Genomic DNA, 13,959 nt, shown 5'->3' with positions numbered 1-13,959 from the left:
CGCTTCTTTTTTATTTTGGAAAATTCGTAGCCAAAATTGCTTCAATGTTTTGCTTTTCAGCCGGATCTTTGGCAATCAGCTTGTCCATCAGAGCTTGATCGTTCTTGCTTTGTTTTTGCAAAGCAGCCAAATACCATCTGATCAGAACACGATTCGATTGATCGTCTAATTGATCGGTTATATACGGTTGGATCGTAGATGCAGCACCTGCGTAATCTCCACGCATATAGTTGATCTGTCCGACATTCAAAGCCATACTTGGTGTAACAGCAAATTCACGGCCCTGTGCCTGTTCTTTAGGCAAGTCTTTTAGAGAATCAACACGGGCAAGAACTTCTTTATAAATGGCAAGAGCATCATCAAGTCTTTTGTTATATTCTTGTGTATTATTCTTTGCATTAGCTTGGTTCGCAAGCTCAATACTCAGAGCCATACTTTTTTCATACATTTCCGTGTACCAAGGGTAGTTAGGAATCTGCGCGTTGGACCAGTCCAGCGCTTCTTGGTGCTTCCCTTTGAGCAGAAGCATATTAAGCTGCTGCATCGCTACCATGCGGTTATGCGGTTCTTTTTTCAGCAACTGATTCATTAGATCTTGGGCTTGATTGAAAAAGCCTTCTGCTCTCTTCGGGTCTTCCTTCAGTGTCTGATTGTAAACCTGAAGCAGGATGCCTATTCTGCTGATCTGGCCTGTTAACAAGTAATCCGGATGCGCAGGATGCAAAGAAATGGCATTGTCCAATGGTTTAATAATTTGACTATAATCTTGACTCGTTTTGACAACCTCAAGCGTTTGTCTATAGGAACTATTCGCCGAAACGAGCTGAGCGGAAATATAGAACATCACGATTGATACAATGGCCAGCAGCGCCGGGAACATTTTGTGAATAGCGACAGATCCGGACTTAAGACGCAGCGGCGCTGAATCAACGTTACTGAGCAATCCGCCAAGAGCAAGGAATAGAATCGCGCCAAGATATACATAACTCAAATCGAAGTCAATCATACTGTGGACCAAGAGAGAAATGGTTACAATGAAAAATAGGAAGTGCAGGTCTCGTTTCTCCTGCGAGCTTTTGATGTAGCTTCGAATATAGAATGCAAAAACGGCAAGAACGAATCCAACGAAAACAAGAAAACCAAGCGCTCCAACCTCAACCAAATATTGCAGAGCGAAATTGTGAGCCTGACGGCTCGTATACGGATTGTTTTGATACTTCTCATATAAAGAAGCCCAAGCGCCGCCACCGGCACCAATAATCGGATAATCCGACCAAAGTTTCACTGCATCTTTGTAGAACGTTCCACGCTCAAGAACACTGTGCTGTTGGAAGTTAATATTCTCAATCCGTGTCTTTACGTTGTCAGGAAGAATATTTTTGAAGCCAGTATCACTGAGAATAAGGATAGCTCCTAATACGCCAACAACAATCGCAGCAACAGGAAGAATGAAAGTAGCATATTTTTTAGCGTCAAACCGGGCTGTCACACGCTCCAACCATGGCGCTACGAAGAGCTGAATCACGATAGCCAGCGCCGTAAAAACTACGGAAGCAATCAATAAAATAGACCAACCATGCCATGAATCTGAGGCACTAGGCTGTTTTTGCAATCCGATTCCGATATCTGTCACCTTTTGAAGAATGAGTAGAGACGTTATGAAGGCTAACCCGAACTGAAGGAGAGCAAGAATCTGTCTGCTCATCGAAAAGAAGAACAACATGATCAAGAAAACAACCGGAATCACGACAATCGCGCCGCGGGAAAGCGTCAACCAGAATGACACTAGGATTGGCACCAACAAGAATGCGTGCGGGAGAACAGTCTGCCATTTGCGGGACTTCACTATGAAGAACAGCGCACCAAGCGATAGTGTAATTAAGAAAGCAGCGTAAGTATTTGCATACTGGAATACAGAAGTCAAACGCAAGCCGTTAGAGTCCGTCATAACCGCATCGCGATACAAGTTCGGTGTGTTCGAATCCATGAGGGCGAACCATCCAACCAGGTGCCCGGCAAAGCTGCCATTGCCCAACCAGTACAAAAGTCCGAAGAGAACGATGAAATATCCCGAGATCATTAGTAAACTGGCAACTATCGACGTTCCAAGCTTGTTTTTTGTCAGAAATACACCTAAAATGAAGAATGTAGCATACAGCATTTGGATGTAGACCATATTGGTTGCCAAATAGTGCGAGGCCGAATTCGACAAAGAAATGACATAAGTAAGTGGCATAATAAGCACTAGAATTGTCAGTACATCTTTCTGCTCTTTAAGCTTGAAAACAAAGAAAGCAAGAATCGCAATCAGCAGCATAATGATGGAGGACCACACCGAAGCCGAGTAGATCGATTGCTCGAATTCATACGTTCCCCCGTTAAATAACGCCCGCTGAAACGGCGCCCAGAACATGAACAAACCCGTAAACACTACTAAAAACCAAAAAATAACAGAGCTCTTCTCTGTCGTTATCGTTCCACTTGCTTTTGCACGCGCCGCCGCGTAATCATTCTTACTTGCACTCATGATAAAACAGTCTCCTTCTCCGCTAGAGTTCGACTTTATTCTAGCATAGATGGAAGAGAGTTTCCAAATAATGATTGTTAAAAAAAAGAAGCCTCTTTCTTATTCCAAGGAAGAGGCTATCATTTTACAGATATTTGATATGTTTAAGGTAATCCACTAATTGTTTGACTGAATTTTCAATTGAAAGATGATCTGTTTCAATCACAATTTCAGGTGATTCGGAAACTTCGTAAGGAGCGGAAACACCTGTAAATTGTTCCAGTTGTTGTGTACGGGCCATCTTATACAATCCTTTGGGGTCTCTTTTTTCACATTCTTCGATGGAGCATTTGATATATGTCTCTATAAACTCTCCGGGAGGGAATAGATTTCGAACTGCATTTCGATCCTCAAGGTAAGGGGATATCGATGCGACTATCGTAATTAATCCGGCGTCCACAAAAAGTTTAGCTACTTCTCCGATTCGCCTAATATTCTCTTTTCTGTCTTCTGGAGAAAATCCTAGGTCTTTATTCAGACTGTGCCTGACGTTATCGCCATCTAGTACATAGGAGTGGATATGCCGCATGTACAAATACTTGTCTAATTCATTTGCTATTGTAGATTTACCTGATGCGGATACACCAGTTAACCAAATGACACAGCCTTTATGTTTCTTAAGTTTTCTTCTATCTTCAACTGTAACTTTACTCTGGTGCCAAAAAACACTAGGCCTTGTTTCACTCATTTCCATACTCCTATTTCTATATGTAATGATCAGTCAGGATTTATGATAAAGTTTATTTCATTTGAGATTCCGCCAGTTTTTATATCAGTAAGAATTAAACGATAGCTACCATGCTTTTTCGTTAGCTCTTGTGGGATAACTGCAGTTACCAGAGTGCCATTATTTTGAACAATAGAGCTTATAATGTTCCCATTCAGTGAAATCATAGTGGTATCTGTCGCATTAGCTGTCGAAAGCCAAATCGCATTTTCTCCATTCTCTTGTATGTTGAAAGGCTGATTAGCTGTGATTTCTTTTGGGCCATAGTCGTTTATCTCTAGTGGTTTGAATTTTTGTAGTTCTTTTTCTAATTGAATAATTCGAAAATCCTTTTGTTCATTTTCTTTCTGCAGAGAATAAGCCCAATGACTTAAACTTTCAATTTCAGAAGGTCTTTGAGACCTTGCATAATGAACGAATTTTAAACGAAGGGACCTGTAACTAGAAAGTGAAGGATAAGAAGATATATGTTCTTCACTACGAAGTTTTGAGTAGTAGGAGATTGCTTCCCTCTTTGATACTGGAATAGGAACGGAATAAGAGTTTGTTTCCTCTGAGTAAGTGGAACTGTTTATTTTAGTCCCAAGTGGAAGGAGACAATCAGGCTCAAAGCTCTCTCCAACAAACTCTAAACACCTTGAAAGCGTTTCTTGCGGCTTACTAATCAAATCTTCAAATTTAATTCGCAATACTTTATTTTGCCCAAGAGCTTGTTCTGCGAGTATACAATCTTTCGTTAATCGAAGCCAGGTCGTATATGCCTCATCTTCGGTGTAGTCTCTAGCGCCAGCAGTAGAGAAATGCATTAAGGATCTAGCGACATTTTCTGGATTTCTGATAATATGTATAAATTTTGCTTTTGGAAACATCTTATGCAGTCCATAAACATAGTGAGAATTTTCAGGTGTTCCATCAATCCATCGTTCTTTTTTATCTAGCGTTGATCTTCTGAGACTATAATTTTTATTGTAAAAGGTGTCGGGCATGTGTAGAGATCTTGTAATTAATTGTTCTTTAGTAGTTTCTAAGTAGTTATTTACTAACAAACCGAATGATTTATAAAAGTCATCCTTAATTATTCCAGCTGCGCTTAGATGAGAAAAGTAATGATTCGCAGTTCCTAACTCATACAAATAGTCCAAATCCACACTAAGTCTGCTTAGCCAATTCGTTTCTTCCAATGGTAGAATGTTACTATGCTGACCTAAACACCAAGTGAGTACACTTGTTCCTGATCGATATGAACCAATGATAAATATGGGTAGTGCGTTGTGCTTCATAAAATGACTAGCTCCTCTTTATATAATAATCTTCTTTATTCTAGATTGGATTTATGAAGGAAATTTGTCGAAATTAGGTAAGGTTCAATTCCCACAATTTTCACATTATGTTAAGCTGGTAGTAATCAAGTCATTGTTTTGATAAGATAAAACATGCGTCGTATCAATTATTAACGAGATTAACTTATTCAAAGGGGTTTGCACATAGTGAAAAAGTCGCATTTTAGATGGTTTAGACAATTTTTAGCAAATCAACGACTAATTTGGGCACTAGCTAAAAATGACTTTAAAAAGAAAAATATAGGATCCTATTTGGGGATAACATGGGCATTTATACAGCCTACAATTAATATTTTACTCTTGTGGTTTGTATTCCAAGTTGGTTTTAAATCTACTCCGGTTGATAATTTTCCCTTTATTCTCTGGCTCTCAACAGCGATGATCGCCTGGAATTACTTTGCTGAAGGTTTGCAAACGAGTGCATATTCGATAACTGAAAGCAGTTATTTAGTTAAGAAAGTAGTTTTTCGTGTTAGTGTTTTACCTATAGTCAAAATCTACTCTGCATTGTTTGTACATGTTTTCTTTCTAGTGTTTCTCTTTCTTATGTTCTTGTTGTACGGATATGGACCGACGATATATCTTTTACAAATTCCTTATTATTTAGGAGCTATGATCATATTATTAGTAGGTCTATCGTGGATAACTTCTTCATTGACTGTCTTTCTCAAAGATGTTGGGCAAATTATTTCGATGATTGTACAATTTGGTTTTTGGCTGACACCGATTTTCTATTCTTTGAAAATCATACCTGAAAAGTACATATTTTTTTATAAGTTGAATCCGATGTATTACATTATCGAAGGATATAGAGAAACTTTTATTTATCATAAGTGGTTCTGGCAGCATGAGTTTCAAACCATTAATTTCTGGCTGATTACCATAATTGTGCTATTTATTGGCAGGTTTCTATTTAAAAAGCTCCGGCCTCATTTTGCAGACGTCTTATAAGGAGAATATAAATGACTAATGAATTTGCTATTCAGGCAATGAACTTAAGTAAAACATATAAGCTATATGACAAGCCAGTAGATAGACTTCTTGAGTCATTAAATCCATTTGGTAAAAAATATCATAAAGAATTCCATGCGCTTAGCAATGTTTCGTTTAATGTAGGAAAAGGGGAGACGTTGGGTATTATCGGAAAAAATGGATCCGGTAAATCTACCTTGTTAAAAATGATAACCGGTGTATTGAATCCATCGACTGGGAACATAGCAGTAAACGGGAAGATCTCTGCCTTGTTAGAGCTTGGAGCTGGTTTTAATCCGGAACTAACGGGGCTTGAGAACATTTATATGAATGGTACGATTATGGGGTTTACCAAAGACGAGATGGACCAGAGATTAGATGACATATTGTCTTTTGCCGACATTGGAGAATTTATTTATCAACCCGTTAAAGTATACTCTAGTGGAATGTTTGTACGACTGGCATTTTCTGTAGCTATTAATATAGACCCTGAAATATTAATAATAGATGAAGCTTTAAGTGTTGGGGATATGAGATTTCAACAAAAATGTTTTCGTAAAATAGATGAGTTTAAAGATACAAAAACGATTCTGTTCGTATCCCACGATCTCTCAGTTGTCACCAAGTATTGTAATAGGGCTATTTGGATTAACGAGGGAGTTTTGCTTGACGAAGGTAATCCCAAGGAATTGTCTAAGAAGTATCAAGCATTCATGATTGGGTCGAACCTAACCAAATCATTAGGCGGCAATCAACTTCAAAATGATGGTAACCAAATGATTGATGATATTGATGAAAGCTTGGATGTTCTAGGAGATGATGAGGCGAGGATTGCTGGTATATCACTATACGATGTCAAATCAGAACAAAAGATTTCAATCGTTGAGCCAGGACAACAAGTGAAAATGTTCATAAAAATAAAAGCAAATACTTCGATTGTAAATCCAATTATTGGATTCTCTGTAAAAGATAGAATTGGTAATGTAATGACACAAGCTAACAGTTTTGTATTGGAAGAATTTATCCCAGAAATGACAGCAGATAATTATTATGAATTTTGTTTTGAATTTCCATTTCCACCCTTGAATATTGGGCAATACTCTATTTCTCCAGCTATAGCTTCAGGATCGCAGGAAGTGCATACACAACATAGCTGGGTCCACGATGCATTAGTAATTCAAGTGTTACCAGTTACAAAGCATCAATTAAGCGGGTTCTACATTATGGATAATGTGAAATTTTATTCTCTAGAATAAGGTGGAAAAACCATGGAATTTACAGGCGAGAGATTTGTGCCACAATTAACGGAAACTCAAATAACAATCGAACATCTTCAAAGATATTTATCCATTACTGAGATAGTAAAAGGCAAAGTCGTTCTTGACGCTGCTTGTGGAGAAGGATATGGATCATCCATCCTTTCGGATACTGCTGATAAGGTATTGGGGATAGATATAAGTGAAGAAACTATACAACATGCCGCTTCAACTTATAAAAAAGACAATCTTTCTTTTCAAGTAGCTTCTATAGAAAAGTTACCTTTACCAAATCAATCTGTTGATGTGGTTGTTTCTTTTGAGACTATTGAACATGTAAATGAAACTCTACAGAACTCATTTCTTAGTGAAATTAAAAGAGTCCTGAAACCCGGTGGTTTACTTATTATCTCAACACCCAACAAACATGTTTACTCTGATTTACGTAATTATCAAAATCCTTTCCATATAAAAGAGTTTTATAAAGATGAATTCACTGACTTACTCAATAACTTTTTTGGGGAGGTTAAAATATTCCATCAAAAGAATGAAGTTGCTTCCGTCATTACTGATTTTTCTCAACAAGAGAACATTCGTCAAGTGAAACTGGAACAAGAATCTTCAGAGATAGAGGGCACCTATTTTATTGCAATTTGTAGTGATGAAGAAATAGCAAATCTTACTATTGGTTCATCCATTCTTTTTGCCGATAAATACATTGAGATGATGAATAGAATTCTTTCACTTCAAGATGAGGTGGATGATAAAAACAAACATATTAACCATTTAAATGCTCACATTAGCGATCTTTCAGTTGAGATAAGAAGGATAAAAGATAAACTGCTTGAAATGCAAGAAAAAAACATAAATTTGCATGAAAAAACAAGTGATTTACAAGATAAACTAATCAATGCACTAAATGAGCAGAATGTCTTAAAACAAGAAATCGAACAGCAAAAGATGAATAACGATGAGATTCTAAGAAGACTTGGACAAGAATATGGTATTCAAAATTGTGACTTGGATGAGGTCATAAAAAGAGTTAACCATGACGTCAGGAAGATAGAAAGTCATGAACAAGAGATTAATAACAAAGATCAGGAACTTAATAACAAAGATCAGGAACTTAAAGACAAAGATCAGGAACTTAAAAATAAGGACGGACATATTAATCTTTTACTAGAAAGCGATAGAGCATTGAATAATATTTATCATTCTACTGGCTGGAAGGTACTTGATAAATATTATCGCTATAGAGATAAAGTAGTTCCTAAAAATAGTAAAAGGAAATTTGTGGCTAAGTTAGTCGCTAAAACGATCAAAGAGCCGCGCAAGATGATTAAAAGCTTGAATAAATCTAATCTGAAAAAATTAAGATACTATTTGAGCACAGAAGATATAGGGAATATCGAAAATCGAATTGATCATTATATGGATCGGCATAAGGAAGTTGATCAATTCGAAATTAAACTAATAGACTCAAATCAAACTAAGGATAAGATTAAATTTCCTCAATTTGAGAAGCCCTTGGTTTCAATCATTATTCCCGTCTACAATCAATGGGATTATACGTATTCTTGTTTGAAATCTATTTCCGTGAATACTGATCATATCGCCTATGAAATTATTATTGCTGATGATATGTCAATTGATGAGACCATTCAAATAGCAGATTACATCGAAAATATTCATGTCGTACGAGATGGCGTCAATAGAGGCTTTCTGTTGAACTGCAATAACGCGGCTAAACATGCTAAAGGAAAATATATCTTCTTTCTCAACAATGATACCAATGTACAAGAAAACTGGTTAAATTACTTGGTGGAATTAGTCGAAAAAGATAGTACAATTGGTATGATAGGATCAAAATTGGTATATCCTGACGGAAGGCTTCAAGAGGCGGGCGGAATCATTTGGAATGATGCAAGCGGATGGAATTACGGTCGTTTAGATGATCCTAGTAAGCCAGAGTACAATTATGTTAAAGAAGTGGATTACATATCTGGTGCAGCGATTATGATTCGTACTGATCTTTGGACAGAGATCGGAGGATTTGATGTCCGTTACGTTCCTGCCTATTTTGAAGATTCCGACTTAGCATTCGAGGTACGGAAACATGGATACAAAGTAGTACTTCAGCCAAAATCAATTGTAGTACATTTTGAAGGAATTTCACATGGAACTGATACTAGTTCAGGGGTAAAGAGCTATCAAGTTCATAATAAAGAAAAGTTTGTCGAAAAGTGGAGCACAGAATTAAGTGGTTTTCAGTTTAATAATGCTCAGAATGTGTTTCAGGCTAGAGACAGAAGCAGATTGAATAAAACGATTCTTGTTATTGATCACTATGTACCTCATTTTGATAAAGATGCTGGCAGCAGAACCGTATTTCAGTATCTGAATCTTTTTCGCAAGCTTGGGTTTAATGTTAAATTCTTGGGAGATAACTTTTTTCAACACGAACCATACACTTCAGAACTTGAAAAAATGGGAATAGAAGTGCTCTACGGGAATTGGTATTCTAAACACTGGAAAGATTGGATTAAGAATAACGGAGAACATATTGATTTCACTTTTTTAAATCGCCCGCATATTTCTGAGAAGTACATTGATGCTATAAAGCGCTATACAAATTCGAAAGTTATTTATTATGGTCATGATTTGCATTATTTGAGAGATCTAAGGGAATATGAGCTTTCTGGTAATTCTAAGCTACTGGAATCTTCAAATGAGTGGAAGACGAAGGAACTGGATTTATGTAGAAAAGCAGATATTGCCTACTTCCCATCTCAGGTAGAGGTGGATGAACTAAGAAAACTAATACCTGAACTAAATGTAAAAGCAATTCCAGCTTATATATATGATGATATTCAGCAAGCAGCTCCAGATTTTAAGGAGAAGCAAGATCTTTTATTTGTTGGCGGGTTTGGGCATAAACCTAATGTTGATGCGGTTAAATGGTTTGTGGAAGAAATACTCCCTTTGATATTACAAAAAAAGAGTAATATTAAATTTTATATCGTTGGGTCCAATCCACCGGAGGAAATAGTAAAGTATCAATCAGACAACATTATTGTCACTGGTTTTGTAAGCGATGATGAATTAAACAATTACTATAATCAATGTAAAATAGCAGTTGTGCCATTAAGATATGGAGCCGGAGTAAAAGGTAAAGTTGTTGAAGCACTTTATCATCAAATTCCAGTGGTAACAACAAGTATCGGTGCAGAGGGATTGCCTAATATAGACAGCTACTTGATAACAAACAATAATCCTAATGAATTTGCTGAGATGGTATTAGAACTATATAGTAATGATTCGTTGTTATTCCAGTATTCTTCTAAATCTTATGAATATGTTCAAAAATATTTTTCAGTAGAAAGTGTCCTATCTACAATATCATCAGATTTCAACATTGAAAGGAAGCATGAAATTGATTATAAGGTCAAAAGCACCTCTTAGATTAGGGCTTGCAGGTGGAGGAACGGATGTTTCTCCTTATTGTGATGAATATGGCGGTTATGTTCTTAACGCCACCATCGATATGTACGCATACTGTACAATTGAAGTAACCACTAATAACAAAATATCATTTTATGCTGCTGATCGTAACGAGTTTTATGAATCAGAAAGCAGCGAGAAGCTAGAGCTAGATGGTCTCTTAGACCTGCATAAAGGAATTTACAACAGAATCGTTAAGGATTTTAATCATTCAGTTCCTTTATCCTTTAAAATGACAACCTATTCAGATGCACCTGCAGGATCAGGGTTGGGTTCTTCCTCGACCATGGTTGTAGCTATTTTGCAAGCATTCGTTGAGTGGTTGAATTTACCTCTGGGAGAGTACGATATCGCGCACTTAGCCTATGAAATTGAACGCATTGATGTTGGATTGAGCGGTGGACGTCAAGATCAATACGCTGCAACTTTTGGCGGGTTTAATTTTATTGAATTCTACGCAGCTGACCGAGTAATTGTAAATCCCTTGAGAATCAAGAGCTGGGTGATAAATGAGCTTGAATCCTCAATTGTTCTTTACTATACGGGAGCTTCAAGAGAGTCCGCTAATATAATTAAAGAGCAAGTACGAAATGCAGAGAATAAGAATGAGGTATCATTACAAGCTATGCATGAGCTTAAAGCAGACGCATTAATCATGAAAGAGGCCATATTAAAAGGTGATTTGCGCAAATTCGCCGAGTACTTGGGTAAGTCATGGGAAGCTAAGAAGAGAATGGCAAGCACAATCTCTAATAACACGATTGAAGCTGTATTTGATACAGCACTAGCTGCTGGCGCATATGCGGGTAAGGTCTCCGGTGCAGGTGGCGGCGGTTTTATGATGTTTATGATTGAGCCGACACAGAAATTATATTTGGTTAATCAATTAAGTAAGCTTGAGGGGAAAGTTATGCACTTTCATTTCAATGCACATGGTGCAGAAGCATGGAGAATATAGACAGAATGAATGATCTAACCATAGGACAAAGGGCTGATGGCAGGAATAATAATTTGGATTTTATAAGATTCCTCGCTGCTATTATGGTTGTTTATTCACATTCTTTTCCTTTAGGTTCTGGAGATTAACTATAAAGAAGTAATACTAGTAGCTACAGCAGGTAAATGGGATGCAGGAGTATTAGTAGTTGCTATTTTTTTCATCATTAAGTGGTATTTTAATTACTCAAAGTTTTGAAAGGTCTCATAGCTTAGGAAGTTACATAAGAGCTAGAATTTTAAGAATATTTCCGGGATTAGCGGCCTCATTAGTAGTTAGTATTTACGATTATCTAAAATTATTTTTATACTTATTTACCCGATGAGATGGAATTTGCCAGGGCTTTTCGAGTCCAATATATACATAAGGGTCTGTAATAGCTATTTTTCTGCTGGAATTGTATTCTATTTATAACGGAATATGATTCCTCTTAACAAGCATTTTGCTATGATTTGCTTAAGCGACAAATGGCCGCCTTAAGCGCCTTAATTAATAAGGTGATATTAAGATAAAGAATGGAGACAAAAACTATGCAAAATTTTGTTCTTGACCACATCACTAAATCCATAGAAACAAAACAAGCACTGCTTCAAGATAAGGAACTAGTTCAGTTGATAAAAACAGTTTCTGAGAAAGCAGTTGACGTTTACAAGAACCATAGAAAAACTTTGATAGCAGGCAATGGTGGAAGCGCTGCAGATGCACAGCACATCGCTGGAGAATTTGTGAGTAGATTTTATTTCGATCGTCCTGGTTTACCATCACTAGCACTAACTACAGACACTTCAATTCTAACAGCAATCGGTAATGATTATGGTTACGAAGATTTATTCGCCAGACAAGTGCAAGCAAATGGTCAAGAAGGGGATATGTTCATTGGTATTTCCACTTCTGGAAATTCAAAAAATGTAATCAAAGCCCTAGAAATTTGCAAAGAGAAGGGAATTATTACGGTTGGATTAACCGGACGTTCTGGTGGTAAAATGGTGGAATTATGTGACTATTGCATTAAAGTTCCGTCTGATGAAACACCTAGAATTCAAGAGTCCCATATTTTAATTGGCCATATTATATGCGGGGTTGTAGAGGAAGCTATATTCGGGAAAGGATTTTAATATGGAAGCAATTATTCTTGCAGGTGGCCTTGGAACTCGTTTGAGGTCAGTAGTAGTGGATGTACCTAAGCCTATGGCCCCAGTAGGAGATAAGCCATTTCTTTCTTATATACTTGAACAATTACTTCAATATGGTATTACAAAGGTAATTCTTTCTGTTGGTTATAAAAATGAATCAGTTATAAATTACTTTGGAGCAGAATATAAGACGATTTCTATTAGTTATAGTATTGAAGATGAACCGCTGGGTACAGGGGGCGCAATTACTAGAGCACTAGAGATGGTTCATGATGATAATGTATTAATTATTAATGGAGATACTTACTTTGATGTAAATCTTAATGAATTATTAAGTTATCATATTACAGGTAAACGAGATATCACTATGTCACTAAAGAGTATGAAAAGTTTCGATAGATATGGTACAGTTGTTGTCGAAAATGATAAAGTAATCGCTTTTGAAGAAAAAAAGTATAATGAAAATGGACTAATTAATGGGGGAATCTATGTATTAAAAAAGAAAGATTTTTATTCTCTAAAACCGGAGACTCTAAAATTTTCTTTCGAAAATGATTTCCTGCAATTATATACGAATAAGTTGAATATTGGTTTTATTATTTCTAATGGGTATTTTATTGATATTGGTATTCCTGAAGATTATGTCAAAGCTCAGATAGAGTTGATAAAATGAACAGAGCACTTTTTCTAGATAGAGATGGTGTTATTAATGTGGAAAAAAATTATGTTCATAAAATAGAAGATTTTGAGTTTGTTGAAGGGATTTTCGAATTTTTGCGCTATTTCACCTCGAATGGATACCTTTTGTTCATTATTACCAATCAGGCAGGAATAGGTAGAGGATATTATTCTGAATCTGAATATAAAAAACTGGAAGAATGGATGTTAAGTCAAATGTATGAGAGAGGAATAACTATCTCAAAAACATATTATTGTCCTTTTCATCCGGAGCATGGTATTGATAACTATAAACTTGATAGTTTTGATAGAAAGCCGAATCCCGGAATGATTTTAAAAGCTAAACAAGAATTTGATATTGATTTAGATAAGTCATTTCTCATTGGAGATAAGGAGTCAGACATTGAAGCAGGAATAAGAGCATGTATTGCACATAATATTCTGTTAACATCATGCCTATATCAAGTTCATAGTAAGGCGGAGTATATTGCGAAAAGTTTCAAAGATATCATTTCAAACTATATGGAAACAAAGAAGGATGGGGCGTATGAATAAGACTCTTCTGAGTTTCTCGTTATTAACAATTATTTTGTTAAATGTATGTTTGTATCAGTGGACAATAAAAGAGCCATATATGGGTGATTCACTCATGCATATTGCGGATGATACACAAATCCATTCCATTCAAGATGTTGTTAAAACTTTTTTTATGAATAAAAATCCTAAATATAATGAACAGTTTAGAATACAGAGTATGCATAGACCAATTTTTAACGAACTAATTATTAC

At 36.3% G+C, this 13,959-nt stretch carries 11 protein-coding genes; 8 read left to right on the top strand and 3 right to left on the bottom strand.

The window, feature by feature from the left end:
* Positions 1-10: 10 nt before the first annotated feature.
* The 3 genes from AC3WRW_RS19920 to AC3WRW_RS19910 all read right to left on the bottom strand — a co-directional run bounded on the left by AC3WRW_RS19920 (position 11) and on the right by AC3WRW_RS19910 (position 4,573).
* Entirely contained in the window at positions 11-2,527 is a 2,517-nt protein-coding gene (locus AC3WRW_RS19920; RefSeq protein ID WP_492548047.1) for an O-antigen ligase family protein, read from the bottom strand.
* 124 nt (positions 2,528-2,651) lie between these two features.
* Positions 2,652-3,254, bottom strand: a complete 603-nt coding sequence (gene cysC, locus AC3WRW_RS19915) for an adenylyl-sulfate kinase (RefSeq protein WP_492548046.1) — start codon at positions 3,252-3,254, stop codon at positions 2,652-2,654.
* 29 nt (positions 3,255-3,283) lie between these two features.
* Positions 3,284-4,573 carry a sulfotransferase family protein gene (locus tag AC3WRW_RS19910; RefSeq protein ID WP_492548045.1) on the bottom strand — a complete coding sequence of 430 codons (1,290 nt, stop codon included), beginning with the start codon at positions 4,571-4,573 and terminating at the stop codon, positions 3,284-3,286.
* 207 nt (positions 4,574-4,780) lie between these two features.
* Here AC3WRW_RS19910 and AC3WRW_RS19905 point away from each other — a divergent pair, with 207 nt between their 5' ends.
* The 8 genes from AC3WRW_RS19905 to AC3WRW_RS19870 all read left to right on the top strand — a co-directional run.
* Complete coding sequence (locus AC3WRW_RS19905) at positions 4,781-5,584, top strand: ABC transporter permease (protein WP_492548044.1); 804 nt, start codon at positions 4,781-4,783, stop codon at positions 5,582-5,584.
* 11 nt (positions 5,585-5,595) lie between these two features.
* Positions 5,596-6,861 carry an ABC transporter ATP-binding protein gene (locus AC3WRW_RS19900; protein ID WP_492548043.1) on the top strand — a complete coding sequence of 422 codons (1,266 nt, stop codon included), beginning with the start codon at positions 5,596-5,598 and terminating at the stop codon, positions 6,859-6,861.
* A gap of 12 nt (positions 6,862-6,873) precedes the next feature.
* Positions 6,874-10,323: a glycosyltransferase gene (locus AC3WRW_RS19895; RefSeq protein WP_492548042.1), complete on the top strand. Its 3,450-nt coding sequence runs from the start codon at positions 6,874-6,876 to the stop codon at positions 10,321-10,323.
* A complete protein-coding gene (locus AC3WRW_RS19890; RefSeq protein ID WP_492548041.1) occupies positions 10,289-11,320 on the top strand; it encodes a GHMP family kinase ATP-binding protein in 1,032 nt (343 codons plus the stop codon). The genes AC3WRW_RS19895 and AC3WRW_RS19890 overlap by 35 nt, the downstream gene beginning before the upstream one ends.
* 569 nt (positions 11,321-11,889) lie before the next feature.
* Positions 11,890-12,474, top strand: coding sequence for a D-sedoheptulose 7-phosphate isomerase (gene gmhA2 / locus AC3WRW_RS19885; RefSeq protein WP_492548040.1), 585 nt, complete (start codon positions 11,890-11,892; stop codon positions 12,472-12,474).
* Between the two features lies 1 nt (position 12,475).
* Positions 12,476-13,165 carry a nucleotidyltransferase family protein gene (locus tag AC3WRW_RS19880; RefSeq protein WP_492548039.1) on the top strand — a complete coding sequence of 230 codons (690 nt, stop codon included), beginning with the start codon at positions 12,476-12,478 and terminating at the stop codon, positions 13,163-13,165.
* Positions 13,162-13,725: a D-glycero-alpha-D-manno-heptose-1,7-bisphosphate 7-phosphatase gene (locus AC3WRW_RS19875; RefSeq protein WP_492548038.1), complete on the top strand. Its 564-nt coding sequence runs from the start codon at positions 13,162-13,164 to the stop codon at positions 13,723-13,725. Before AC3WRW_RS19880 ends, AC3WRW_RS19875 begins: the two co-directional genes overlap by 4 nt.
* Positions 13,718-13,959 (top strand): hypothetical protein (locus AC3WRW_RS19870; RefSeq protein ID WP_492548037.1); only part of this gene is annotated, 242 nt, incomplete at its 3' end. The genes AC3WRW_RS19875 and AC3WRW_RS19870, both read left to right, overlap by 8 nt.

This window comes from Paenibacillus sp. FW126-R14 (genome assembly GCF_058789495.1).
Note: the sequence above shows the minus strand (reverse complement) of the source record. Positions and strands in the feature narration are given on the sequence as shown.